This is a genomic window from Paenarthrobacter sp. C1 (assembly GCF_049315185.1).
Lineage (GTDB): Bacteria > Actinomycetota > Actinomycetes > Actinomycetales > Micrococcaceae > Arthrobacter > Arthrobacter nicotinovorans.
The window spans coordinates 22798-48357 of sequence record NZ_CP186052.1; the positions used below are offsets into that span (position 1 = coordinate 22798).

Annotated in this window: 24 protein-coding genes and 1 tRNA gene; 10 read left to right on the forward strand and 15 right to left on the reverse strand. The window is 63.2% G+C overall.

Going from position 1 to position 25560, the window contains the following annotated elements; all coding sequences use genetic code 11:
* The first annotated feature begins 6 nt into the window (after positions 1–6).
* Positions 7–648 (forward strand): aminodeoxychorismate/anthranilate synthase component II, encoded by a 642-nt coding sequence (locus tag ACNAOU_RS00125; RefSeq protein ID WP_018778458.1) that lies wholly within the window; start codon positions 7–9, stop codon positions 646–648.
* Positions 649–699: 51 nt separating this feature from the next.
* On the opposite strand, the gene pknB is transcribed toward ACNAOU_RS00125, so the two are convergent.
* The 7 genes from pknB to ACNAOU_RS00160 are packed head-to-tail and all read right to left on the reverse strand — an operon-like array spanning position 700 to position 10286.
* Positions 700–2610 carry a Stk1 family PASTA domain-containing Ser/Thr kinase gene (gene pknB, locus ACNAOU_RS00130; protein WP_064722337.1) on the reverse strand — a complete coding sequence of 637 codons (1911 nt, stop codon included), beginning with the start codon at positions 2608–2610 and terminating at the stop codon, positions 700–702.
* Positions 2611–2616: 6 nt separating this feature from the next.
* Complete coding sequence (locus ACNAOU_RS00135) at positions 2617–4473, reverse strand: protein kinase domain-containing protein (protein ID WP_422757766.1); 1857 nt, start codon at positions 4471–4473, stop codon at positions 2617–2619.
* On the reverse strand, positions 4470–5927 hold the full coding sequence (locus ACNAOU_RS00140; protein WP_026267267.1) for a penicillin-binding transpeptidase domain-containing protein: 1458 nt from the start codon (positions 5925–5927) through the stop codon (positions 4470–4472). Before ACNAOU_RS00140 ends, ACNAOU_RS00135 begins: the two co-directional genes overlap by 4 nt.
* Positions 5924–7351 carry an FtsW/RodA/SpoVE family cell cycle protein gene (locus tag ACNAOU_RS00145; RefSeq protein WP_018778454.1) on the reverse strand — a complete coding sequence of 476 codons (1428 nt, stop codon included), beginning with the start codon at positions 7349–7351 and terminating at the stop codon, positions 5924–5926. Before ACNAOU_RS00145 ends, ACNAOU_RS00140 begins: the two co-directional genes overlap by 4 nt.
* A complete protein-coding gene (locus tag ACNAOU_RS00150; RefSeq protein ID WP_422757767.1) occupies positions 7348–9048 on the reverse strand; it encodes a protein phosphatase 2C domain-containing protein in 1701 nt (566 codons plus the stop codon). The genes ACNAOU_RS00145 and ACNAOU_RS00150 overlap by 4 nt, the downstream gene beginning before the upstream one ends.
* 3 nt (positions 9049–9051) lie before the next feature.
* Complete coding sequence (locus ACNAOU_RS00155) at positions 9052–9540, reverse strand: FHA domain-containing protein FhaB/FipA (RefSeq protein WP_018778452.1); 489 nt, start codon at positions 9538–9540, stop codon at positions 9052–9054.
* Positions 9537–10286 carry an FhaA domain-containing protein gene (locus tag ACNAOU_RS00160; RefSeq protein WP_039239012.1) on the reverse strand — a complete coding sequence of 250 codons (750 nt, stop codon included), beginning with the start codon at positions 10284–10286 and terminating at the stop codon, positions 9537–9539. The genes ACNAOU_RS00155 and ACNAOU_RS00160 overlap by 4 nt, the downstream gene beginning before the upstream one ends.
* 372 nt (positions 10287–10658) lie before the next feature.
* On the opposite strand from ACNAOU_RS00160, the gene ACNAOU_RS00165 reads away from it, so the two are divergent.
* Positions 10659–10741 (forward strand) — tRNA-Leu (locus tag ACNAOU_RS00165).
* Positions 10742–10807: 66 nt separating this feature from the next.
* Here ACNAOU_RS00165 and ACNAOU_RS00170 read toward each other — a convergent pair.
* From ACNAOU_RS00170 to ACNAOU_RS00190, 5 genes are all read right to left on the reverse strand, one after another.
* Positions 10808–11506 (reverse strand): FadR/GntR family transcriptional regulator, encoded by a 699-nt coding sequence (locus ACNAOU_RS00170; protein ID WP_422757768.1) that lies wholly within the window; start codon positions 11504–11506, stop codon positions 10808–10810.
* A gap of 10 nt (positions 11507–11516) precedes the next feature.
* Positions 11517–12644, reverse strand: a complete 1128-nt coding sequence (locus tag ACNAOU_RS00175) for an L-talarate/galactarate dehydratase (RefSeq protein WP_039239022.1) — start codon at positions 12642–12644, stop codon at positions 11517–11519.
* Between the two features lie 79 nt (positions 12645–12723).
* Positions 12724–13584 carry an EamA family transporter gene (locus ACNAOU_RS00180; protein ID WP_422758703.1) on the reverse strand — a complete coding sequence of 287 codons (861 nt, stop codon included), beginning with the start codon at positions 13582–13584 and terminating at the stop codon, positions 12724–12726.
* A gap of 40 nt (positions 13585–13624) precedes the next feature.
* Complete coding sequence (locus ACNAOU_RS00185) at positions 13625–14230, reverse strand: helix-turn-helix domain-containing protein (protein WP_018778447.1); 606 nt, start codon at positions 14228–14230, stop codon at positions 13625–13627.
* A gap of 52 nt (positions 14231–14282) precedes the next feature.
* Complete coding sequence (locus tag ACNAOU_RS00190) at positions 14283–14987, reverse strand: TetR/AcrR family transcriptional regulator (protein WP_422757769.1); 705 nt, start codon at positions 14985–14987, stop codon at positions 14283–14285.
* Positions 14988–15094: 107 nt separating this feature from the next.
* Here ACNAOU_RS00190 and ACNAOU_RS00195 point away from each other — a divergent pair, with 107 nt between their 5' ends.
* From ACNAOU_RS00195 to ACNAOU_RS00210, 4 genes are all read left to right on the forward strand, one after another.
* Positions 15095–16468, forward strand: coding sequence for an FAD-dependent oxidoreductase (locus ACNAOU_RS00195; RefSeq protein ID WP_210078057.1), 1374 nt, complete (start codon positions 15095–15097; stop codon positions 16466–16468).
* Positions 16469–16553: 85 nt separating this feature from the next.
* Positions 16554–17420 carry a universal stress protein gene (locus ACNAOU_RS00200; protein ID WP_210078054.1) on the forward strand — a complete coding sequence of 289 codons (867 nt, stop codon included), beginning with the start codon at positions 16554–16556 and terminating at the stop codon, positions 17418–17420.
* A 23-nt stretch (positions 17421–17443) separates the two neighbouring features.
* On the forward strand, positions 17444–18946 hold the full coding sequence (locus tag ACNAOU_RS00205; RefSeq protein WP_018778443.1) for an APC family permease: 1503 nt from the start codon (positions 17444–17446) through the stop codon (positions 18944–18946).
* An 88-nt stretch (positions 18947–19034) separates the two neighbouring features.
* A complete protein-coding gene (locus tag ACNAOU_RS00210; protein ID WP_039243563.1) occupies positions 19035–20219 on the forward strand; it encodes an IS30 family transposase in 1185 nt (394 codons plus the stop codon).
* Between the two features lie 55 nt (positions 20220–20274).
* On the opposite strand, the gene ACNAOU_RS00215 is transcribed toward ACNAOU_RS00210, so the two are convergent.
* Positions 20275–20838, reverse strand: a complete 564-nt coding sequence (locus ACNAOU_RS00215) for a hypothetical protein (RefSeq protein WP_422757770.1) — start codon at positions 20836–20838, stop codon at positions 20275–20277.
* A 102-nt stretch (positions 20839–20940) separates the two neighbouring features.
* Here ACNAOU_RS00215 and ACNAOU_RS00220 point away from each other — a divergent pair, with 102 nt between their 5' ends.
* A complete protein-coding gene (locus ACNAOU_RS00220) occupies positions 20941–21321 on the forward strand; it encodes a VOC family protein (protein WP_079582030.1) in 381 nt (126 codons plus the stop codon).
* Between the two features lie 57 nt (positions 21322–21378).
* On the opposite strand, the gene ACNAOU_RS00225 is transcribed toward ACNAOU_RS00220, so the two are convergent.
* Positions 21379–21828, reverse strand: a complete 450-nt coding sequence (locus ACNAOU_RS00225; protein WP_018778440.1) for a DUF5997 family protein — start codon at positions 21826–21828, stop codon at positions 21379–21381.
* Between the two features lie 33 nt (positions 21829–21861).
* On the opposite strand from ACNAOU_RS00225, the gene ACNAOU_RS00230 reads away from it, so the two are divergent.
* Positions 21862–22587 (forward strand): LysR family transcriptional regulator substrate-binding protein, encoded by a 726-nt coding sequence (locus ACNAOU_RS00230; RefSeq protein ID WP_210078049.1) that lies wholly within the window; start codon positions 21862–21864, stop codon positions 22585–22587.
* On the opposite strand, the gene ACNAOU_RS00235 is transcribed toward ACNAOU_RS00230, so the two are convergent.
* Positions 22588–23286, reverse strand: a complete 699-nt coding sequence (locus ACNAOU_RS00235; protein WP_018778438.1) for a GntR family transcriptional regulator — start codon at positions 23284–23286, stop codon at positions 22588–22590.
* A gap of 109 nt (positions 23287–23395) precedes the next feature.
* Between ACNAOU_RS00235 and ACNAOU_RS00240 the strand changes: the two genes are divergently transcribed.
* Together ACNAOU_RS00240 and ACNAOU_RS00245 are read left to right on the forward strand one after the other, a co-directional pair.
* Positions 23396–24163 carry a LamB/YcsF family protein gene (locus ACNAOU_RS00240; RefSeq protein WP_082010115.1) on the forward strand — a complete coding sequence of 256 codons (768 nt, stop codon included), beginning with the start codon at positions 23396–23398 and terminating at the stop codon, positions 24161–24163.
* A gap of 43 nt (positions 24164–24206) precedes the next feature.
* The gene (locus ACNAOU_RS00245; protein WP_422757771.1) at positions 24207–25556 is read left to right on the forward strand and encodes an MFS transporter; all 1350 of its coding nucleotides are present in this window, start codon (positions 24207–24209) and stop codon (positions 25554–25556) included.
* Positions 25557–25560: the final 4 nt, after the last annotated feature.

The following is a 25560-nucleotide window of genomic DNA, read 5'->3' on the forward strand; positions in this document are numbered from 1 at the left end:
GCAGCCATGAGCACAACAAAGATTTTGGTAATAGATAACTACGACAGCTTCGTCTACACACTGGTGGGCTACCTTCAGGAACTGGGTGCGGAAACAACGGTCGTCCGTAACGACGACGTCACGCTTGCCGAAGCCATCGAACTGGCCGCAACGCGGGACGGCGTATTGGTTTCCCCCGGACCCGGGACCCCTGCAGAAGCCGGCGTGTGCATTGAGCTGATCAAGTGGTGCGGTGAGGCCTCCAAACCCATGTTCGGTGTCTGCTTGGGACACCAGGCCCTCGCTGAGGCCTACGGCGGAGTGGTGACCCACGCGCCGGAACTCATGCATGGCAAGACATCGCCCGTGCGGCATGAAGGCAAAAGCGTCTTCGTCGGCCTGCCCTCGCCCGTCACGGCAACGCGGTACCACTCACTGGCGGCGGTTCGTGCCTCCATACCGGACGTCCTGGAGGTCACAGCGGAGACGACGAACGGTGTAGTGATGGGTCTTCAACACAGGACCGCTCCCCTGTGCGGTGTCCAGTTCCACCCGGAATCAGTGCTCACCGAGGGCGGGTACCAGATGTTGGGGAACTGGCTCGAATCCCTGGGCATGGCCGGTGCCGCCGAACGTGCCTCCAAGCTGAGCCCGCTCATTAAGCAATAACTGCCGGTAAAGACTTACCCGGCGGGACGGCGGATCCGCCCCGGCAGCAGGCTATTTCTTGGTCGTCGTCGGCGTAGGCTTCGGCGTCGGCGTGTCCGTTGTGGGTGTTGGAGTGGGGGTCGGGGTCGGGACAGGCGCGGGAGCCTTCGCAACAGTAACGGTGACCAACTTGCCCTGATCTACCTCGCTGTTGAATACCTCGCTTTGTGCCGTGACCTTGCCCGGATCCACCTGCGAGTTTTCCTGTTCCACTACCTGCATGGTCAAGCCGTTGGCCTTCAGCGCCGCTTCGGCCTCCGCCACAGGCAGGCCAATGAGTTGCGGCATCAGGACCTTGCCCGATGAGATCTGCAGTTCCACCTTTGAGGACGTAGCTATGGGTCCGCCCGGCGCCGGGGCTGTGCTGATCACCTGGCCCATGGGTACCGTCGGGCTGTGCGTCCGGACACTGGTGATGGTGCCCGTGATACCAAGTTCCCGCAGGGCGTCGGTCGCGTTTGCTTCCGTGCGGCCCACGATATCCGCCGGTATGGTCACCGAACTCGGACCGCTGGAGACCTTGAGGATCACTTCGCCGTCCTGGGGCACCTTTGCGCCCGCTGCGGGCGAGGTGCCAATGGCCATGTCCTTGGCCACAGTATCGCTTGGCTCGCGTACGGATTTCGGTACCAGCTTGAGCGAGTAGAGCTTCTGGATCGCTTGGGATTCCGACATGTTGGCCACCACCGGAACCTCGATCTGTGCAGGTTCGGCCGGCTTGGCGTTCATGAGGTTGTAGAGCCAGAACCCGCCGCCGGCCAGTACCAGGATAGTGAAGATCACCAGGGTGGAGATCCACGCTCGACGCCGGGACTTCTGCTGGGCGGGCCGCTCACGTTCCGCTGGGAGGCCCAAAGGAAGGGGTTCCTCGTGCTCGTGGTCCAAGGTCTCGTCCTTGAACTGGTCCACGTCCAAAAGCCCCACGGCGGTAGTGCTCAGGAGCTGCGTGGCGGGATCTTCCTGTTCCACGAGGTCGTTGGGATCTGTGGGGGCTTCGCTTGCCGGGAGTGCAGGCACGGGAATGCCATTGCTGGCTGCCCGGAGGGCCCGACGGAAGGCCGCTGCGTCCTGGAAGCGGTCAGTACGGTTTTTCTGCAGTGCCTTGACCAAAACGGAATCCAGCGCCTCTGTGATATCCGGGTTGTGGGTGCTGGGCAGTTCCGGGGTTTCCCGGACGTGCTGGTAGGCGACGGACACCGGGCTGTCACCAACGAACGGCGGCCTGCTGGTCAGCAGTTCGTACAGGAGGCATCCAGCCGAGTAGAGGTCGCTGCGGGCGTCCACGGTTTCGCCCCGGGCTTGTTCCGGGGAAAGGTACTGCGCGGTGCCAACGACTGCCTGTGTTTGGGTCATGGTGGCCGCGGAATCTGCCATGGCCCGGGCGATTCCGAAATCCATGACTTTGACGTCGCCGGTATCCGCACACACCATGACATTGGCCGGCTTGATGTCCCGGTGCACGATCCCTGCCCGGTGGCTGTACTCCAGGGCTGAGAGGACACCCAGCGTGTAGCCGACGGAGTCCTCTACGCCCAGTTCCTTCGCCTTGATCATGTCCCTCAGGGTGCGGCCCGAGACGAACTCCATGACGATGTACGGAACGCGGACATCCTCTCCGGGCCCACCTGGAACGGAATATTCTCCGGTATCGAAAATAGCCACGATGGAGGGGTGGTTAAGCGCCGCGACGGCTTGGGCTTCACGCTTGAAACGGGCCTGGAACTGGGGATCGCGGGCAAGGTCGGCACGCAGGACCTTTACGGCGATGGTTCGGCCCAGGAGGGTATCTGTTCCCTTGTAGACGTCAGCCATGCCGCCACGACCGATCAACTCACCGAGTTCGTAGCGTCCATTGAGGATGCGCTGTGAAGACACAGGTGTGCTCTCCTCTCGATGCGCGGGGCCGGGACGTGGCGTAGACATGGTGGCTTAGCGGCCTGTGGGGGACGCAGAGCTGGACGGCTTGGGGTTGCCGCTGGGAGTGACCGGATCCGTAGGGATGAGCTCCTTGGACAAGTAGTAGGTCACCGTGGACCCTGCGGGTACCTCGGTGCCGGCGGCAGGCGAGGAACGCACGAACGTGTTCGGGCCCTGGCTGATGCTTCCGTTGACGTCCTCGCCCCTCACGTACTTAAGCCCTGCCCCCTGCAGGGCGCCCTGGACCTGGGTTTCGGAGACTCCCTGACCGATGTTCGGGACCGCAACCATTTCGGGTCCCTTTGAGTAGGTCACCGTGATGGTGGTCCCCGGGTCAACAGGACCTGTGGGGTTGAGGCTGAGAACCGTCCCGGGTGTTGCCGGATCGAAGACCTCCTGGCCGTTGACGCCGAGGCCGAGGGAACGCAGCTTGGCACTGACCGTCTCGAACGGCTGTCCCTGGAATTCCTCCGGGATGATGTTGATCTTCTGCGGCGTCGACTGGGTGGGCGACGGTGCTTCAGAGGTTTCCGTAGGCGTAGGAGTCGGCGAGGACGACGTCGATGAGGACGACGGGCTGGCAGAGCGGCTCGGGCTCGCGGAACTGGACTGGCTCGGCGAAGGGGTGGGCGAGAAGAATCCCGACTGGGAAATCAGGAAACCGACCAGCGCGAACAAGACCAGGAGGATCAACGCAACAAGGGGCCACGTCCAGGGGCTGCGCTTCTTGCGTTCCGGTTCCTGATCGTCGTAGCGTTCGTCATCGCTGTAGATGACTTCTTCGTCGTCGTTCAGTTGCCGTTCCGCCTCGAGGGCGTTGGCTCGTGTCAGTGGGTTGTCCGCGGATGCCGCAGCGGCTCCCACGGCAGCTCCGGCGGCGCCGGCGCCCAGCACCGGAAGTGCGGAGGTCGCCGTCGAGGATTGCTCCTTGCCGTAAGGTGAGGCGACGACGCCGGTGGGTGCCGTTGCGGTGTCGACCGGCGCAGTGATGGGGCCGGTTGAGTCTTCGAACAACAGCATTCCCGGCACAGCGGCATGAGCCGTGGCGATGTCGCCGTTACGGATGGCTTCAGCTGCTTCGGCAAGCTTGATGGCGTTGGCCGGCCGGTTCTTGGGGTCCTTGGCAAGCATGGACATCAAGAGGGCACGCACGGGCGTAGGCAGCGTCTCCGGCAGGGGCGGCGGTGCGTCATTGACCTGCGCCAAGGCGATGGCGATCTGCGATTCCCCGGAGAACGGACGGTGACCTGTGAGGCATTCGTAGCCGATGACGCCCAGGGAGTAGATATCCGAGGACCCGGTGGCTGTCTGGCCGGTTGCCTGCTCAGGTGCCAGGTACTGGGCGGTGCCCATGACCTGGCCGGTCTGCGTCAGCGGAACCTGGTCCGCCAGGCGGGCGATGCCGAAGTCGGTGACCTTTACCCGGTTGTCCGGTGTGATGAGCAGGTTGCCGGGCTTGATATCGCGGTGAACCAGGCCTTGCGCGTGGGCCACGGCAAGGGCCCGGGCTGTCTGGGCAATGATGGAGAGCGTCATGTCCGGGGACAGCACCTGTTCGCGCTCCAGGATGCCGCTCAGGGGGTGGCCCGGCACGAGCTCCATCACCAGGTATGCCGAGCCGGCTTCCTCGCCGTAATCGAACACGTTGGCGATGCCCACGTGGTTGAGGAGGGCGGTGTGGCGCGCTTCGGCACGGAAGCGCTGCAGGAAGCCGGGGTCACCCGTGTATTCCTCCTTGAGCACCTTGATGGCCACGATCCGGCCAAGGATCTGGTCCTTGGCCTTCCAGACCTCGCCCATGCCGCCAATCGCAATGCGACTGGTCAGCTGGAACCTGCCGCCGAGTGTGATTCCCGAAGTAGGCCTCACTTATTCAACACCGCCTCAAAAATCTTCTTTGCGTTCGGACTGGTTAGCTGGGCACCGCTGAGCACGTCCACACGTTCCATGACAATGGTGACGGCTACTTGCGGGTCGTTTGCCGGGGCGAACCCGGTAAACCATGAGTTGTTCAAACCTGAATCACCGAGTTCCGCCGTGCCGGTCTTGCCGGCCACCTTGATGCCAGGAACGGCTGCGCCCTTGGCAATGCCGTTATCCACTGCGCTGGTCATCCATTCGGTGATCTGGCCGGCGATCGGCTGCGTGGTGCTGGTGCGGAGTGCTTCAGGCTTTGTTTCGCTGATGACGCGCAGGTCAGGAGCACGTACTGTCTGCACCAGGTTCGGCTTCATCTGCACGCCGCCGTTTGCGATGGCTGCCGTCATCATGTTGATCTGCAACGGAGTAGCTTTGACGTCGCGCTGGCCCACGGACGACTGGGCGAGCTGTGCCTGGTCCAGGTCCCTGGGGAAGACGCTCTTGGCCTGCTGAAGCTTGAGCTGATCTCCGAAGGTTTCACCGAAACCGAATTTCTCGGCCTGCTCACGAATGGCGTCCTGGCCGAGGTCCAGGGCAATGCTGGCAAACGGCGTGTTGCAGGACTGCTCCAGGGCAAAGGCGAACGACGCCGTCTCCCGGACGTTGCAGTTGCCCCCGGCATAGTTGGGAAGGCTGGCATTGGAACCGGGAAGCGGGAGGCTGCTCGGGTTCGGCAGCTCACTGTCCTTGTTGTACTTGCCCGAGTTCAACGCCGCGGCCGTGTCAATGAGCTTGAAAACCGAGCCGGGAGAGAGCAGGTTTCCGGTGGGACCGCTGACGTTCTGGTTCAGGTTGATACCCGGGATCTGGTTCAGCTGGGCCATGTTCGCCTCTGCAGCGGCAGTGTCGTGGGTGGCAATCAGGTTGGGGTCGTAGGACGGCTTGGAGACCATCGCCAGGATGGCTCCCGTCTTCGGGTTGGTGACCACGATGGAACCCCGCTGGCCGTCCGGAATGAGGTCGTAGGCCAGCTTCTGGATGGCAGGATCAAGGGTCAGCTCCACAGAAGCGCCCTTGGGTTCCTTGCCCAGGAACATCTGGCTGATGCGGTCCAGGAATAACTGGTCCGAGTTACCCGCCAGGGTTTCCCCCATCGACTGCTCCAGCCCGGTGGATCCGAAGCCCCTCGAGAAGAAGCCGGTGACGCCCGCATAAAGCTCCGGCTGGGGGTACGAACGCTGGAAGGCGCAGGACTCGGTTCCGGGGACGGACTCTGCCACCGGTTTCCCGCCAACGATGATGGCACCGCGTTCGTTGCAGAACGTGGCGAGGATGGCGCGCTGGTTCCAGGGATTGGCGTTGAGGTCGTCCGCGCCAATGACCTGGACGTAGCTGATGGCGCCGAAAATCAACGCGAACATGGCGACGGCGGCCATCCACGAGCTGCGAATCGCTTGGTTCATTGATGCTTCACCGCCTCAGTTGGTGCGCTTGGTGTCTGGCCTGTTGGAGTCTTGACTGTCCCGTGGGAGCTGGTGGTCGGGGGTTTGTTGACCATGGGTGTGGTGTCAACCGGTCCGCGGGCCGTATTGGAGATCATGAGCAGCAGCCCGACGATGATCCAGTTGGCCAGCAGGGATGAACCTCCGGCGGCCAGGAACGGGGTGGTCAGGCCGGTCAACGGGATGAGCCGGGTGACGCCGCCGATGACCACGAAGCACTGCAGTGCGATCGCGAACGACAAGCCGCACGCCAGGAGCTTTCCGAAGGCGTCGCGCGTTCCCAGGGCTGCGCGGAAACCGCGGGTGAAGAGCAGCAAATAGAGCATCACCACGGCGAAAAGGCCGATCAGGCCCAGTTCTTCGCCGATGAGCGCCACGATCATGTCGCTGTTTGCGAACGGAACCAGGTCCGGGCGGCCCTGTCCCAGTCCTGTTCCCACCAGGCCGCCGTCGGCCATGCCGAACAGGCCCTGGACAATCTGTCCACTGCCGCCGGGAGACCTGCCGAAGACCTCCGGGGTGAAGGCGTTGATCCAGCTGTCGATCCTGAACGCGACGTGGGAGAAGATCTTCGATGCGATGAAACCGCCGCCGAGGATCAGGGCCAGGCCGATGACGACCCAGGAGATACGGCTGGTGGCCACGTAGATCATCACGATAAAGAGGCCGAAGAAGAGGACAGACGATCCGAGGTCGCGCTGGAAGACCAGGACGCCGATGCTCACCAGCCAGGCGGTGATCATCGGACCCAGGTCCTTGAAGCGGGGGAACTGCATGGGACCGATCTTCCGGCCGGCCAGGAGGATGAGGTCCCGGTTGGACGACAGATAACCCGCGAAGAATATGGCCAGGGTGATCTTGGCGATTTCACCAGGCTGGAAAGTCATGGGGCCGATGCGGATCCAGACGCTGGCACCGAGCACCTCACCGGCGGAGATGCCGGGCACCAGAGGAAGAATCAGCAGCAATGCACTGGCCGCCAACGAGATGTAGGTGAAGCGGCGCAGGATGCGGTGGTCCTTGAGGAACCAGATCACGGCGATGGAAACGGCCATGGCAATCAGCGTCCACCGGAGCTGGTTGTTGCCGGTGTCGTCGCCAGGGCCGTCCATGCGGTGGATCAGGGCCAGGCCCAATCCATTCAGGGCCACCACTATGGGAAGTATTACCGGATCGGCATATTTAGCGCGGAGACGGAGCACCACGTGGAATGCAAAGGCCGCTACGGCGAGCAGGCTCGATTGGAACCAGAAGTCGCTGTCCAGTCCCAGATCCGAGTTGAGGCTGACCAGTGCGCTGGCGCCGATTCCAACGGCAAGTGCCAGCACGATGAGCAGAAGCTCGACGTTCCGGCGGGGCTTGGGGGCGGTTTCAGTCTGGATCATTTTGCCCCCTCACAGGGAGTCGGAACGGGAGATGGCGTGGGGCTGGCAACGGCTGCCGTGCTGGGTACCGGCACTGTGGCCGTAGCCGACGGCGACGGCGTGGGAGTCGCCGTGCCGGTTGGCGTCGGGCTGGGGCAATTGGCCGATGCGCTGCCGTACTGTTTCAGGTTTTCCACGATGAGCTGGGCGTCGTCGAGGTCCCCGGCAGGAACGGTCTGGCGAACGCTCTGCTGGCCATACTCAGGCAAGGAATCCACCCTGACATCGGTTACGGCTTCCAATCGGGAAAGCTGAATTGGGCCGAGCCTTTGCGAGATGCCGTTGAAGATGGCAACACGCTGATCGTATTCACCCACGTAATAGCGTGTCTGGGTCCAGGCGTAGCCAAGCCACAGGCCGACCACGACGCCCAGAACCAGGAATGCGGCGACGGCGGGCATCAACCAACGGATGCGACGCCTTGGCGGCTCTTCGGCCTCCGCGCGGTCCTGCTCTGCTTTGTGCGTCAGGACTGTGGCAGCGCGACGGGCCACCGTGCGGCCGGCAACGGTAGGAATGGAGCCTGTTTCAGCAGCCGTTGCCGCGGCGCCAACGAGCTCATGGGGGCGGCTGGCCAGTTCCTCGCGCAGGACTTCGGCTGACAGATGCTCACCGAGGTGGGGATCGGTGGTCGCCGGCGGTTCGGTGGAGGAATCCGAAGTCCCGGACGTTTCGTCCGCCTCGTCCGATTCCTTCGTCCTGGTGCCGTCGTCGGAAGCCGGTCCTGCGTCCGGCTTCCGGTCAGCTTCCGACTTCGAGGGGCCCTTGGCCGCATCTCCGGACGGCACCTCATCGGGGGACTTGGTGGCCGTCACCGCTTCAGGCTCATCGACGGCGGCAAGCGCAGCGGCCGGTACGACGTCGACGGCGGCCGTGTTGACGTCGTCGACCGTCTCCTCGACGATTTCCAACATGACAACCGTGACGTTGTCCGGGGCGCCCGCTTCGAGCGTGAGGTCTACGAGGATCTCGGCGCATTCGCGAAGGTCCTTGGTCTCGCGGACCATGCGCTCCACGACGTGCCCTGCTACGTAGTTCAGGCCATCAGAGCACAGCAGCCAGCGTTCGCCGGGTTCGACGTCCAGGACGTCCAAGTCCAGCTCAGGGCTCGCGTCAACGTCGCCAAGCACGCGCATCAGGACGTTCTTATGGGGATGCGTCTCGGCTTCCTCCGGACGGAGGCGTCCCTCATCGATCAGGCGCTGGACGAACGTGTGGTCCACGCTGATCTGCTCGAACTTCTTGTTGCGCAGGCGGTAAGCGCGGGAATCGCCAATATGCGCGAAGTGGAGCTTGCGGTCCTCAAGGAGCAACGCCGTGACCGTCGTACCCATGCCTGACAGCTTGGGATTCTGGTGGACGAGCTCTGAGAGCAGTGAATTGGCGGTTTGGATCTCGTCCGCCAGGACGGTGTCGGCGCCTTCAGGGTAGTCGTCATGATCCAGGTGGATCATGTCCAGGACCGTCGAAGCGGAGGCGACATCGCCGCCCGCGTGCCCACCCATGCCGTCGGCGACCACAGCGAGATGGCGGCCCACATAAGCGGAGTCGTCATTCTTGGAGCGGATCCGGCCGACGTCGGAACGGGCCGCGTAGCGCATGATCAGCGGGCGCTCCGCGGGCTTTTCCTTGTCCTCGGGGGTCTCAGAAGAGGCCATGGACTATGGCCTCAATTCAATGACCGTCTTGCCGATTCTCACGGGGACACCGAGCTCCACCGGCAACGCACGAGTGAGCTGCTGATCGGCCAGGTAGGTGCCGTTCGTAGAGCCGAGGTCCTCAATGAACCATCGGCTGCCCTGCGGGAACAGACGCGCATGCCGACCGGAGGCGTAGTCATCCTCCAGGACCAGGGTGGCTTCCTGCGCGCGTCCGAGCAGGATGGGGCTGGCCGCCAGGGGAACCGTGGTGCCCTTGAGGGGACCCTCAGTGACCACCAGGTTGCGGGCATGCTGGATGGCCGGCGGTGGTGTGGCAGCCAGTTCAGGATGCTTGCGGACTTCACGTGCCGTAGGAACGCCGGTCACTGCCTTGCGTCCGATCTGGAAGTCGCGGCGCATGGTGGACACAATGCTGAAGATCAGGACCCACAGCAACAGGAGGAAGCCGAAACGAAGCGCTGTAATGGTCAGTTCGCTGACATCGTTCACGCGTGGCCACCCGGGGTTTGGGGGAGGAGGCGGAAAATAATCTTGGTACGTCCCATCGTGATGGTTGAGCCGTCTGTGAGCTCCACGCTGCCGTTTACCTTATGTCCGTTGACGTAACTGCCATTCGTGGAGCCGAGGTCAACAGCCCACGTGCTCCCGTTCTCGGTGCGTACCTCAAGATGCTTCCGTGAAACCCCGGTGTCGTCCACCAGGATGTCGGCTTCAGAAGAGCGGCCGAGCACCACGCTGGCTGCATTGAGGGAGTATCGCTGACCGCTGATGTCCAGGACAGGCTGGAGGCGAATTGGCTGCCGTGCGGGGGCCGCGGGAACGTTGGCCCGCGGAGGCTGCGGAGCGGGAGCTGCGTCGCCGGAGGACTTTTCGGTCCGGGAAGCAATCTCGAAGTGGCCGGCCCGTTCCTCCTCATTGCGACGGAACGAGATCCTGACCGCGCCTTGGAGCGTATAGCCCTGGCTGCGAACGTGTTGGATAACGACGTCGCACAGCTCCTCAGCGAGGGGCGTTCCCCATTCCTGGGCCCGGGCGAAGTCCTCATCGCTGAGCAGGACATCAAAAACGTTGGGAGCCAGCGTGCGTCCGGCGGCGATGGTGATGGACTGATTGTCCAGTTCCCGCCTCAGCTTGCTCGCGATCTCCACTGGCTCAACCCGTGCCCGCGACCCCGTGGAGAAGACGTTGCGGACGGCCTTTTCAATGCCGCGCTCGACTTTGTCCAGCAAACCCATGTTCCTTCTCCTTTCCTTGCCGCGGCACCTGCTGTGCCTGTCCGATAGTCCTGCAATTGGTCCGACTGTGCACACACCAAAGTGCGCGCCCCACGGCCCTTCCTCTTCCCGATACTACTGGGACTGACTGGGAATGACCTTAATCCACAACGCCTTGCGCCACGGAAAAGTTCGACGGCGGCCCTTGCTGGCGGGGCTCGCAGGGGTTGAAAATTCCTTGAAGTTCTGCGGTTTCCAGGCCGTCCACCGCCCTTCCGGAGGGTGCCTCCCAGCCCGATTGGTGTTTTGCTCCGGATGTCCGTTATGCTTGATCTCGCTGCTTTTGAAGGAAACGAAGCTGGGAGACCAGGGAAGTCCGGAAAAAGAAGTTGCGCGCGAGTGGCGGAACGGCAGACGCGCTGGCTTCAGGTGCCAGTATCCGAAAGGGTGTGGGGGTTCAAATCCCCCCTCGCGCACGCAATCGAAAGAGCCCCGGTCTTAGGACCGGGGCTCTTTTGTTTTGTGGTCAGCCCCGCGCGAGGCTAGTTGCGGGCGGAACCTGCCAGCCGGCGTCGTGAGTTGCTGAGGTGAAGGCGCATGGCTGCCGCGGCAGCCACGGGATCGCCGTCCGCGATTGCTGCGTAGATAGAGGAATGCTCGTGGACTACTTGATCGAAGCGTTCGCGGGTTTCCCGGTCATCCCCGGCGACGAGGCGTGGGCGGGGCATGGTGATCATGGTCTGGCCGAGGGCGGCGATGCAGTCTGTATAAAAGGGATTGCCTGAAGCCGCAGCCACAGCACGATGGAACTCGAAATCAGCTTTCATGGCGTGCGCCGGATGCGAAACGTTCGCAGTGAATTGTTCCAAGGCACCGTGGACGGCCTTGAGTTGTCGTTCGCTGTGGTTCCGGGCAGCAAGCGAAGCTGCCTCGGCTTCGACGCCGATCCGGAAGTCGAGCATCTGCAGCCGTTCTTCCATGCTGGACACAGGCCGGGTTCCCGGTGCCTGGGTCGGGCCTTCGGCGGGCGGAGTCAGGGCAAAGCTGCCCCGCCCACGTTCGGTTTCCACAAGGCCCTCGGCCTGCAGCCGCGTCAATGCGGAGCGGACCACGGTTCGGCTCACCCGGAATTCGCTGATGAGGGTGTTCTCGCTGGGGAGCTTCTCGCCCGGTTGGATGACGCCGTCGACAATGCGGTTGCGGAGGTCGGCGGCGAGATCCGCAGTCAGGTTTCGGCTCATGCGTTCCAGATTACGCGCCGAACTCCACGGTTTCGGTGGTCCACGCACGGGCCTGTTCGCTCAACGTGACGCCGAGTCCGGGACGGTCCGGGACGATCATGCGACCGTTCTTCGTCTCCAGCCGCTCCTCGAACAGCGGGTCCAGCCAATCGAAGTGTTCCACCCACGGCTCGCGCGGGTAGGCGGCGGCCAGGTGGAGGTGGATCTCCATGGCAAAGTGCGGTGCCAGGCCCAGGCCTCTTTCGTCGGCCAGTGCTGCCAGGCGCAGGAACTGGGTAATGCCTCCGACGCGCGGCGCGTCCGGCTGGATGATGTCGCAGCCGTTGGCGTTGATGAGGCCCTTGTGCTCGGCGACAGAGGCAAGCATCTCACCGGTGGCGATAGGCGTGTCCAGGAGCTGTGCGAGGTGGGCGTGGCCCTCGAAGTCATAGGCATCGAGTGGTTCTTCGATCCAGATGAGGTTGAATTCCTCCAGTTGGCGGCCCATCCGCAGCGCCGTCGCCCGGTCCCACTGTTGGTTCGCGTCGACCATGAGCGGAACGTCCCAGCCAATGTGTTCGCGGACTCCCGCCACGCGGCGGAGGTCTTCTTTGGAGTCGGGCAGGCCCACCTTGATCTTGATGCCGCCGATGCCGTCGTCGATTGACTGCGTGGCGCGTTCCTTGACCTCTGCCAGGGTGGCGTTGAGGAAGCCGCCGGAGGTGTTGTAGGTCTGGACGGAATCGCGGTAGGACCCCAGCAGCTTGGCCAGCGGGAGTCCGGCGCGCTTGGCTTTGAGGTCGTAGAGGGCAATGTCTATCGCGGCGAGAGCCTGCGTCGCCACGCCTGACCTTCCCACCGAGGCGCCGGCCCAGAGGAGCTTGGTGTAGATCTTGCCGATGTCGTTGGGGTCCTCGCCAATGATGCCCTCCGCGACCTCCTTGGCGTGGGCGTACTGGGCCGGCCCGCCGGCGCGCTTGGAGTAGCTGAAACCGAGGCCGCTGTGTCCCTGCTCCGTGGTGATCTCGGCGAAGAGGAACACTACTTCCGTCATCGGCTTCTGTCTGCCGGTGAAGACCTTGGCGTCGCTGATGGGAACGCTGAGCGGCAGTCGCGCCGTGGACAGTTTGACGTGGCGGATGAGGTCTACGGTACTCACTGGGTCTCCTAAGGGGCGGGGCATCCTTGCCTGCTACTTAAGATACAAGCTGAGTACTTGTAGTACAAGACTTGTTTCTTCACGACCCTGCTGGCGATGCCGGCACATCCGTTGTCAGTACGGGTTTGGGTGTGCGCTTGCCTCCTTGCTGTGCGGCTGTCCCGGCAACAACCACCAGGGCTATCCCTGCCACCTGCATGAGTGTCGGCTGCTGGGCGAGGACAAGCAGCCCGATGAGGACACCGAATGCGGGCTCGATCGAAAGCAGCGTTCCAAAGGCCGTGTGGGTCATGCGCCGCAGCGCCAGCATTTCGAGGCCGAACGCGATCACCGGCGTTATGAGGGCAATCCCGGCCGCCAGGGGCAGCACCCACCAGTCGAGTGACCCGCCCAGTACCTGCGGCAACCCGACCGGCATGGTGGCAAGAGCGGCAATCGGGATGGTGAGTGACAAGCCGCTGATGCCGGAGAACCGGTCTCCCACATGTTGGGTGAGCACGTTGTACAGGCCCCAGCAGGCACCCGCAGCCACAGCGAATCCCACGCCGGCAAGGTCGATGACGCCATGCCATGGCTCAGTCAGCAGCGCCACGCCGATGAAGGCGAGGAGCGGCCAGACCAACGCCTTGCGGCGTTTGTTCATGATCCCGGCCACCGTGAGGGGGCCAAGGAATTCAATCGCGACGGCGGTCCCCAGCGGGATGCGCTCGACGGCGGCGAGGAAGAAGGTGGTCATGAAACCTGTCACGACACCCAGGGCGATCAAAGCCGGCAGGTCATGGCGGCGCAGCGAGCGGATGGCCGGACGGCTGATTACCCAGAGAAAGACCACTCCAAAGCACATCCGAAGCCATGCCGTCCCTGCTGGGCCGACCTGGCCGATAACGGTGACCGACATGGCGTTGGAGAGCTGGATGGCCATCATTGCTGCGACGGCCATAGACCAGGGGGGAGCGGCGGTGAGGGTTCGGGTCAAGGTTTTACGCACTGGGGCTTTCCGTCCGATGTCCGGCTCCAACGCCCGGTTCAAAAACGGCGAGGGAGAATCGGGCAGTTGTCCCGCCGTGGTTTGCATAGGAGTGGGCAACATCGCTGCGGAAGGTCAGGGCATCGCCGGTGTTCAGTTCGTAGCTCCCGGCCTCGACGTTCACCGTGATGGCGCCCTCCTGCACCTGGAGCAATTCACGCGTGCCGGAGCTGTGGGCTTCGCTCTCGTGGAGCTCTCCGGGAGCCAGGGACCAGTCCCACAGTTCAACAACGTCGGGAGATTCGGTACCGGCAACCAGCTCGCCCTTGCCGCCCAGAGGGCCGGTCCACAGTACGGCGCCTTCGCCCTTGCGGGTAAGTTTGGCCGAACGCAGCGTGGGCGGCTCCACCAATGCAGGCAAGCCAACACCTAGGGCATCGCTGAGCCGCAGGAGGGTTCCGATGCTGGGATTTACGCCGCCTTGTTCGACGCTCACCAGCATTCTGCGGCTAACGCCGGCCATGGCGGCAAGCTGGTCGAGGGTCCACTCCCTGCCTTTGCGTTCCTGTTTCACCCGCAGGCCAATTGCGCGTGCCAAGGCCTCTGCACTGTCATCCATTAGTGCAGCATAATGCACTAACTTGGCATTAAGAAGCTCAGATTCTCGGGGCCTAGTTCCGCAGAGCCCCAAAGCCCGTAATTAAAGCCTCCAAGCCCAAGCTGAAGGCAATGTCAGTGGGACGCGCATGCTGTTCCAAGGCCAGCCGGTCCACGGCGGCCGTGAAGTTGGGGACCTGATCGGCGAGGGTGCCGGCGTCGAAGATGTCCTCAGGTGCGGTGACGTCGTAAGCGGCCCCGAAGACAAAGGCCTCGATAGCCACAATCGCGGAGATGATTTTCTCCTCCGGGAAGCCTGCGTCGCGGAAGCCGGCCGTCACGGCCTCGTACATGGCCAGGGTCTTGGGAGCATTGGCAACGGGCAGGACGGCGATGATCGGAATAAGCGGCGTGTGCTCGGAGAACACATCCCTGTAGGACCATGCCCACTTGCGAACGGCCTCTTCCCAGGGGTCTATCCCGAACGCCGACACATCAACCATCGCGGCCAAGTGGTCCTCGAGCAGGACGAGCACGTCGTCCTTGGAGGACACGTGGTTGTACAAGGCAGAGGGGGCTACTCCCAGTGTGCGGGCCAACGCCGCCATGGTGAGTCCGTCGTAACCCTTGCTGCTGATCAGCTTGAGCGCCGCCGTCGTGATGCCGTCCTGGTCCAGAACCGCCGCCGTTGGTCGGCCGGCGCGGCGCCGGGAAGTGGCGGATGGGGCTGGGGTGGGTTCGGGCATCGGGAGCCTTTCTGCTGCCTGTGTCCCCAGCATTATTCCATCGGCTCTTCACAGCCGCGCACTCAGCCGCTACTATGGAGATAAATGAATGCCATTCATTTATTGGTCAGCCACCAACGGACGGCCACGGAGAGGACATCATGCAGAATCTTGATCGCGACGTTGTGATCGTCGGTGCCGGGCCGTCAGGGCTGACGGCGGCACGTGAACTGAAGAAGGCCGGGCTCAGTGTCGCAGTGCTCGAAGCCCGCGACCGCGTGGGCGGCCGCACCTGGACCGACACCATCGACGGCGCCATGCTGGAGATCGGCGGCCAGTGGGTTTCGCCGGACCAGACGGCCCTCATGGACCTGCTGGACGAGCTCGGCCTGAAAATGTACCCGCGCTACCGCGATGGCGAATCCGTCTACATCGGCGCAGACGGCAAGCGCACGCAGTACACCGGTGACACCTTCCCGGTCAACGAAACCACCAAGGCCGAGATGGACAAGCTCGTCGCCATCCTGGACGAACTCGCAGCAGAGATCGGCCCCACCGAGCCCTGGGCACACCCCAAGGCACGCGAGCTGGACACCATCTCCTTCCACCATTGGCTCCGCCGGAACTCCACAGATGAAGAAGCCTGCAACAACATCGGCCTCTTCATCGCCGGCGGCATGCTCACCAAGCCCGCGCACGCCTTCTCGGCATTGCAGGCAGTCCTGATGGCCGCCTCTGCCGGTTCGTTCACGCACCTCACGGACGAAGACTTCATCCTGGACAAGCGCGTCATCGGCGGCATGCAGCAGGTTTCACTGCTCCAGGCAGCTGAGCTGGGCGACGACGTCGTCCTTAGCAGCCCGGTGCGCACCATCAAGTGGGACGACAACGGCGTGACCGTTGTTTCCGAGCGGGCCACCGTCAACGCCCGTTACGTGATCATGGCCGTTCCGCCGAACCTGTACTCACGCGTTTCCTTCGACCCGCCGCTCCCGCGCCGGCAGCACCAGATGCACCAGCACCAGTCGCTGGGCCTGGTCATCAAGGTCCACGCTGTGTACGACACGCCGTTCTGGCGTGAAGACGGACTGTCCGGCACGGGCTTCAGCGCCGGTGCGCTGGTGCAGGAGGTCTACGACAACACCAACTACGGCGACACCCGCGGAACCCTGGTTGGCTTTGTGTCCGACGAGAAGGCCGACGCCGTGTTCGAGCTCAGCGCCGAAGACCGCAAGAAGGCCATCCTGGAGTCCATCGCCGGATTCCTGGGCGACAAGGCCCTCACCCCCGAGGTTTACTACGAGTCCGACTGGGGCTCGGAAGAGTGGACCCGTGGCGCCTACGCTTCCAGCTACGACCTCGGAGGCCTGCACCGCTACGGCAAGGACCAGCACGCGAACGTCGGCCCGATCTACTGGTCCTCGTCCGACCTCGCCGCCGAAGGCTACCAGCACGTTGACGGCGCAGTCCGTATGGGCCAGGCAACCGCCGCACGGATCGTCGAAGCCAACAAACTGGCATCAGTGACTGTCTGATCACTGTGAAACCACACCGGCAGGCCGGGGGAGCACCATTTCCCGGCCTGCCGGCTGCACTGTTTAAGAACTGAAAGGGACCACCATGCGCTACGTAGTTGGTTACACCGCCAACGCAAGGGGGCACGACGCCGTCCACCTTGCCGTCGCCTTGGCCCGGAACCAGGATGTCAGCCTGGACCTGGTCCTGGTGATCCCGGAGGACTCCCCGTTCAATGCCGTGTACCCACCCGAAGCCGGCTACGACGACATCCTCAACCAGCAAGCCCAGCGCTGGCTTGATGAGGGCCTCGCCTTGGTCCCGGATGACATCACGGCGCACGGACACATCCGCCGCGGTGATTCCGAGGCCCAGGCGCTGATTGACGCAGCTGTCGAGATGGACGCCGCGGCCCTGGTCATCGGCGCCACGAACGGCGGCTTGTTCAAGCGGTTCACCATTGGTTCCGTGGCGGGTTCACTGCTCCACTCGTCGCCGGTCCCGGTGGCGCTGGCACCCCACGGCTACCAGCGGACTGACGCCATCACCCGGCTCAGCTGCGGTTTCGGGACGCGCCCCGGCGCAGACGAACTGCTTGACGTCGCCGTCGAGTCCGCACGCGACCGTCAACTCCCGCTTCGGCTCGTTTCCCTGTTGGCGCTCGACGGCGGTAACTCGCTGACGCTGGCAGACGCCGCCTGGATGCACGCCGCCGACCGGCTTGCCGCCGTCGGAAGTTCAACCCCGGACGCACCGCTGCCTGAGCCCGAAATCGTCGTGGCGCAGGGCCGGACCATAGAAGAAGCCGTGGACCGCCTCGACTGGGAAGACGGCGAAATCCTGCTGATCGGCTCCAGCCGCCTCGCCCAGCACCGTGCCACGTTCCTTGGCAGCACCGCCAACCGGATCCTGCGCGCCCTTCCCGTTCCCATGATCGTGGTTCCCCGCGATTACACGCGCCAAAGCTCCTAGCAATCGCCTGAGAGGCAATACCCATGTCTACTGCACCAAAGACGGTCCAGTCGAAAGAATCAACCCTGAGTGAAAAGGGACTGAAAGCCGGATCGGTGGGCCTGATTGGCGCCGTCGTGATCGGTGTTTCCTGCATTGCTCCCGCGTACACGCTGACCGCGGCCCTGGGGCCCACCGTGTCCGAGGTGGGCGTGCACTTGCCGGCCATCTTCCTTGTTGGCTTCATCCCCATGCTGCTGGTGGCGCTCGGCTACCGCGAACTGAACAACGCCATGCCCGACGCCGGCACCTCCTTCACGTGGGCGACGCGGGCGTTTGGTCCGTGGATCGGATGGATGGGCGGCTGGGGACTGATCGCGGCCACCATCATTGTGCTGTCCAATCTGGCGGCCGTTGCCGTGGACTTCTTCTACCTGATGCTCGGGCAGATCTTCAGCAACCCGGAGCTGGGCGAGCTCAGCAAAATCCTGCCGCTGAACATTGCCACCACACTGGTTTTCATTGCGCTGGCTTGTTGGATTTCGTACCGCGGCATGGAAACCACCAAAGGCGTCCAGTACGTGCTGGTGGCCTTCCAGTTGCTGGTCCTGGGATGGTTCGCGGTCTCGGCGTTCGTGCATGTAGCCAACGGCACGGCCTTCGATGCCACTGCCATTTCGCCTGACTGGTTCAACCCGTTCGCCGTCGATTCGTTCTCGTCATTCGCTGCAGGTGTCTCGCTCTCGATCTTCATTTACTGGGGCTGGGACGTCACTCTGACCATGAATGAGGAGACGAAGAATCCGGAAAAGACGCCCGGCCGTGCGGCAACCATCACCGTGCTGGTCATCGTGATCATCTACATGACCGTCGCACTGGCTACCTTGTCCTTCGCGGGCGTCGGCGAGACCGGCCTGGGCGCCGGCAACCCGGAGAACCAATCCAGCATCTTCGCGGTTCTGGCGGGTCCGGTGATGGGTCCGTTCGCGATCCTCATGTCCTTGGCCATCCTGAGCAGTTCCGCCGCGTCCTTGCAGTCGACCTTCGTTTCACCGGCCCGCACCATGCTGGCCATGGGCCACTACCGCGCCATTTCGCCCCGCTTTGGGCGGATCAGCCCCACGTTCAAGTCGCCGAGCTTTGCCACCATCGCCGCGGCCATCGCGGCAGCCGCGTTCTACGTGATCACCCGGACTGTGTCCGAGAATGCCCTGTGGGACACCATCACCGCCCTGGGCATGATGATCTGCTTCTATTACGGCATTACAGCTCTGGCCTGTGTTTGGTTCTTCCGCGCTTCAGCCTTCAGCGGTGTCCGGGCATTCTTCTTCAAGTTCCTGGCACCGTTGCTGGGCGGGGTGATCCTGCTGGTGATGTTCGTGAAGACGGCCATGGACTCGATGGATCCCGCGTATGGCTCGGGCTCGTCCGTTGGCGGGGTAGGCCTGGTGTTTGTGCTGGGGATGGGTGTGATCCTGCTGGGCGTTGTGGTGATGCTGGTGATGTATCGGCTGCGGCCCGGGTTCTTCAAGGGCAAGGTCCTCTAGTTTCCTCCCGTCGAGTTGGCTCCTAATGACAATGTTGCCCGGGCAAAGTCATAGGGTCGTTGCAACGCTCTGATTGATGGAGCGTTTTATGGTCAAGTTGTTCCCCAAGGCTGCGCGTACTGAGTTTCTTGATTTGGTGTGTGCGGGGATGCCTGTTCGTACTGCTGCCCGGCGTGTCGGGGCGGTGCACGCTACCGGGCACAATTGGTGGGTTCAGTCTGGCCTAATGATGACCGTGAACCGGGGTGCTACCGGAGGTCTTGCCGATCCTGCTCCTTCAGTCGGGGGCCCTGGCCGTGCGTTGGGTCTGGAAGAGCGAGGCATGATCCAGATGGGTGTGCGGATGGGCCTCAGTTACGCGAAGATCGGCGCATTGATCGGGCGGGATAAGTCCGTAGTTTGGCGGGAGGTCAAACGCCACACGAGCGCGGACGGGAAGTACTACGCCTCGGTCGCTCACGCCAAAGCGCATCAGGACAGGCGCCGTCCCAAACCCTTCAGGCTGGCCAAGGACGAGGGTTTGTGCCGGCTGATCGGCGTCTGGATGGATGACGGGTGGAGTCCGAAGCTGATCTCCTCGATGTTGGCGTATTACTTCGGTGACGATCAGACTATGCAGGTGAGCCACGAGACGATCTACCAGGCCCTTTACGTCCAAACCCGCGGGAACCTGCGGGCGGACCTGGCCGAAAAGCTCAGCCTGAAACGCAAACAACGCATCCCCCACGGCACTGACCGGCGCGCCAACAGCCCCTATAAAGAGGCCTTCAAGATCAGCCAACGTCCCGCCGAGGTCCAGGACCGGGCAGTGCCCGGGCATTGGGAAGGTGACCTCATCATCGGCGCCAACGGGACAGCGATCGGAACCTTGGTGGAACGCTCAACCCGGTTCACGATCCTGCTGCACCTGCCAGGGGACCACACCGCGGAAACCGTTGCCGCCGCGATGATCCGGGAGATGGCCTCCCTCCCGGATCACCTGCGCCGGTCGATCACCTGGGACCGCGGCACCGAACTGGCCGACTACGCAAAAATCCAGACCGCTCTCGATACGACGATGTACTTCTGCGACCCGCACTCGCCCTGGCAGCGCGGCACCAACGAAAACACCAACCGGCTCCTGCGGTTCTGGTTCGAGAAAGGCACTGACCTTTCAGTGCACACCCCCGAGGACATCCGCCTGGTCGCAGCGAAACTCAACCGCCGCCCCAGACCAACACTGAACCTCGAGACCCCAGCCAACCGGCTAAACCAGCTGCTACAAGCGGCCTAACCCCCAGCGTTGCTCCCACCAATTGACTTTGCCCCGCCGGGATTGTCACTAAGTGTCACCTCGGTGAAGGGATTGCGGACGTCGGTACACCTGCTGCCCGCTCTGCTGCCGCAAGGGCTTCGGCCAGGCGCTCGACGGCGGCGCGATAGTCGGTGCCGGCAGTCACCCGGCAGTACTCGGCTTCCCGCATGGCCCTGGTGAGTGCCGCCGTTTCCGCAGTCCGAACGTCCGTCATGGCCGGAAAATCGATGGCCTGCGCGGGGTCCAGTTCGTAGCGGCGCCACTGGGCAAGGATGTGGGCATGGAGGGCGGCATCGTCAGCAAACCCGGCACGACGGCGGGGCTCGGCGGCGTGGATGCGCTCCACTTTGCGGGCGCCGGCGAAGGTGGTCGCAGCGGTTGCAAAGCACAAGAAAACCATGATGACCCCGGCTGGCGGCCACTGCACTGACGGCACCAAAACAGCGGGCATTATGACCACGAGCCCGGCGAACACGTCCCAAAAAAGCCCGTCCGGCTCCGGGCCACGTCCATGCGTGAGTTTCTTATGCAAGACGTACGTGGTTGCCGCAGTTGCAAGAACCAGGGCAACGCCCCACAGGAGCATCATGGCGGGCATCGGACACCTCCAGGCGACTTCGCTGCTATTGATTCAGTATGCGCCAGCGCGTGAGTGGACGCGAGGGGTCAACTGTCGTACCCCCGGCGTAGCCTTGGCACCATGAGACTGAAAATGTGCAGCATCCACGTCAAGGACCCGGCAGCAGCTCACACGTTCTACACGGAGACGCTGGGGTTTGAGACCCTGATGGCCATGCCCGAGTACAACCTCTTCATTATCAAGAATCCCGGAGCGGACAACAATGCAACCGGGCTGCTGCTGGAACCCAGCGACAACCCGATCGGCGCGAACTACATGAACGCCGTCTACGAAGCCGGGATGCCCGCTGTTGTCCTGGGCGTTCCGGATGTCCAGGCCGAGTACCAACGCCTGCTGGCTGCAGGCGTGACTTTCAAGGGCGAGCCGGCCGAGGATCCGTCAGGAATCAGCGCAGTTTTCGACGACGGTTGCGGCAACTTCGTCCAGCTCCACCAGGACTAGCGCTTAAAAGAGTTGCGGCCGGAGACCACCGGTCCCCGGCCGCACCTTTCAGAACACTTACGCGTGGTCGCGCTTGGACGTCTTGGGAGCGTCGCGCTTTGCGGCGGCGTTGTCCCGGGCTTCCTTGGTGGCGGCCTTCCTGGCAGCCTCTTCCTTCACACGCTGTGCCTCGGAGCGGACAGCGGCGTGGGTGGCACGCTCGGTGACCAGCCACTGCGGGGGAGCCTGCAGCAGCTCGGTGATTTCCGCCGTCGTGAGTGCATCTTCAACGCCGCCGCGGGCCAGGCCGCTGATGGAGACGTTGAGTTTCTGTGCCACGACGGGACGCGGGTGCGGGCCGTTGCGGCGGAGTTCGGCGAGCCACTCCGGCGGGTTTGCCTGGAGTTCGGCGAATTCCTCGCGGGTGATGGACGAATCCTGGAATTCCTGGGGTGTCGCGGGCAGGTAGATGCCGAGTTTCTTGGCGACTGTTGCCGGCTTCATGGACTGGGAGTTCGAGGACGTCATGCTTCAAGGGTATCTGGCCGGTACTGTGAGTGTGTGCCAGATGCTGAAGATTCCGCCGAAACCCCCGAGTCCCAACCCGGGCTTCGCTTCGCCTACGTGGCGGGCGTTACCCCCGGCAAGTGGATCCGCAGGTGGGAAGAACGGATGCCGGATGTCCCGCTGCACTCGTTCATGTCCGACGACGACGCGCAGCTTTCGGTGCTGCGCGACGGTTCCGCGGACCTCAGCTTTGTCAGGTTGCCCGTGGACCGCGAAGGTCTGAACGTCATCCCTTTGTATGAAGAGCAGCCGGTGGTCGTGGCGCCCAAAGGCCACGAAATCTCGGTGTTCGAGGAAGTGGCGCTGGATGACCTGGCGGAGGAAAACTTCCTTGACGTAGGGGAAATGGGTGGCCCGGACATGGCCCTCCAGGTGGTTGCTTCCGGAGCCGGGCTGGTGATCATGCCCATGTCGGTCGCCAGGCATTTGAACGCCAAGGACACTGTCATGCGGCGTTTGACGGGTGCGCCCGGAACACAGATCGGCTTGGCGTGGCCGGTGGGAACGGATTCGCCGGTGATCGAAGAATTCATTGGAATCGTGCGGGGCAGGACGGCCCAGAGCTCGCGCCAACCATCCGCCCAACAGGAAAAGCCCAAGAAAGCACCCAAGCCTGATCGTCGTGGCGGGGGCCCCAAAAAGCCTGCCGTCGCACAGCGCTACGCTCCCAATCCTGACAAGGGCCGGGGCAAGGGTTCGCGCAAGAAGGGCAAGCGCTGACTATTCGCCGTGGATGGCAGCCTGCTGCTGTTCCGAACGGTTGAGATAGGCCAGGAGCAGGTCGCCCGCACGTTCCAGTTCGCCGGCTTCCAGTGCAGCGCAGATCTGCTCGTTTTCCGCGAGCCAGTCACTGTAGAAATGTGCGTTCATGGTGGCCTTGTGGAAATAGAGCCGCATCTCGGCCAGGATCTGGGCCATGATCGTGTTCAGCCGGTTGCTTTCCGCGAGGGCAACGATCGCTCCATGGAAATGCTGGTTGGCGCTGCCCAGACCTTCATTGTCATTGGCGGCCGCAGCCAGCTTTCCCTCTTCGACGGCGGCCCTGACGGCGGCGACGCGCTCCGGTGAGCCGCCTGCGCGAATGGAACTGACCTCGATGGCCCGGCGCACGGTGTAGACATCGTGGATGTCACCGGCTTCAAGGGTGGCCACATATACGCCCCTGTTTGGCTGCCGGATGAGCAGTCTCTCGCCGGCGAGTTCGGCAAACGCTTCGCGCACGGTGTTCCTGGAGACTCCCAGATCTTCTGCGATGGTGGCTTCAGTGAGTTTGGCGCCCGGAACAAGGAAGCCTTCGGCCAGTTGATAGCGCAGTTCCTCTGCGACCCGCTCAGCCACGGACGGCACCCTGAGGCGCATCCTGGCGCGCGCGCCGTCGAAGCCAGCATGTTCGCTTGATTCCTGATCTGCACTGGCCATGACTCCAAAATTACACGATTGCCGAAAATTCGGATCGCTGGATTGTTGAACAATCCAGCAGATTGGTGCATGCTGGATGTAACGCACATCACGAGGCAGGGATCACACCATGGCAACCATCGACCTGAACAGCGACGTCGGCGAGTCCTTCGGGCGCTGGACACTCGGGGACGACGCTGCCATGTTCCAGTCCGTTTCCAGTGCCAACGTTGCATGCGGATTCCACGCCGGCGACCCCAGCGTCATCCGCAGCACCTGCGCGAAGGCGGTCAAGGCCGGCGTCGTAATTGGTGCCCATGTCGGCTACCGCGACCTCGCGGGTTTCGGCCGCCGCTTCATGGATATCGATCCCAAGGAGTTGGCGGACGATGTCGTGTACCAGATCGGGGCCTTGCAGGCTCTGGCGGCCACTACGGGAGCGCGCGTCGAATACGTCAAGCCCCATGGTGGCCTCTACAACGCAATCGTGAAGCACACAGCCCAGGCGCGGGCAGTAGTGGAAGCTGTGAAATCGGTGGACCCCAACCTCCCGATTCTTGGCCTTCCCGGCTCCGAAGTCCTGCGTATCGCTGAGGAAGCCGGCCTTCGGGGCGTTTCCGAAGCCTTCGCGGACCGCGCCTACAACCCGGACGGAACCCTCGTTTCCCGTTCCCAGCCGGGTGCCGTCCTGCATGACCCAGCCGAAGTGGCCGAACACGTCCTGCGTATGGCCACCGAACAGTCGGTAAAGGCAATCGACGGTTCCATCCTCAAGATCCGCGCAGAGAGCATCTGCGTGCATGGTGACTCACCGGGAGCCGTTGCTATGGCTACCGCGGTGAAGTCCGTACTGGGCGAGGCCGGCGTAGCCGTCGGCTCGTTCCTCCCATCCGTTTGAACCTGGGCTCCGCACCACACACCTCATCCCCCCGGAGGGCATCATGACCAGCACCAACAACGCAGCAAAGGCAGTGACAAGGAAGCCACCGCCCGGCGCACTCAAGGCCTACGTGGCAAGCCTGACCGGCACCTCGCTGGAGTACTACGACTTCGCCATCTACTCGGTGGCCTCGGCCCTCGTGTTCCCAAAGATCTTCTTCCCGGGCAACGACGAATTCGTTGCGCTGCTCCTCTCCTTCTCAGCGTTCGCAGTTGGTTATCTTGCACGCCCGATCGGTGGCATCATCTTCGGCCGCCTCGGCGACAAGGTCGGGCGCAAGTACGTCCTGGTCTTCACTTTGGTCCTGATTGGCGTGGCCACTGTCCTCATCGGTGCGCTGCCCGATTACTCCGTGATCGGTGTTGCGGCTCCCACCATCCTTGTCCTCCTGCGGCTCGCCCAGGGCATCGGCGTAGGTGGTGAGTGGGGAGGCGCGGTACTGCTGTCCAGTGAATTCGGCGATCCCAACAAGCGCGGATTCTGGTCCTCGGCAGCCCAGATCGGCCCGCCCGCAGGCAACCTCATGGCCAACGGCGTCCTCGCCATTCTTGCCGCCAGCTTGAGCAACGAAGCGTTCCTCTCCTGGGGTTGGCGCGTAGCCTTCCTTGCCTCCGCACTCCTCGTGGTGTTTGGCCTGGTCATCCGCCTCAAGCTCGAAGAAACCCCGGTCTTCAAAGCCATCCAGGCCCAAGGCGACCGGCCGAAGGCCCCCATCAAGGAAGTCTTCACCCAACAGCCCAGGGCCCTGGTGGCAGCCGCCCTCTCCCGGGTCTGCCCCGACATCCTTTACGCGCTGTTCACAGTGTTCGTGGCCGTCTATGCCACCAAGGAACTGGGCATGACCACCGGCAACGTACTGTCCGCCATCCTGATCGGGTCAGCTTTCCAGCTCTTCCTGATCCCTCTGGCCGGCGCACTGACTGACCGCTTCAACCGTCGTTGGGTCTACGGCATCGCTGCAGCCGCAACCGCTGCGTTCATCCCGCTGTTCTTCCTGATGATCCAGGGCAGGTCTGTGCTCATGCTGACCATCGGCACGGTCATCGGATTGGCATTGCACGCCTTCATGTACGGTCCGCAGGCGGCTTTCATCACCGAACAGTTCCCGGCTAGGCTCCGTTATGCGGGCAGCTCGCTGGCATACACCCTGGCCGGCGTGATCGGCGGAGCGGTTGCACCGATCATTTTCACAGCGCTCTACGGTGCGGCGAATCACGGCTGGTACCTGATTGCTGTTTACATTCTGGTGGCATCCGTTGTCACCATCGTGGGCATGCTCCTGGGTCGCGATCCGGAGCCTGAAGAGGAAGAGCGCTTGTTGCAGGCGGCGCAGTCCCAGCCGGCAGTGTAACGAG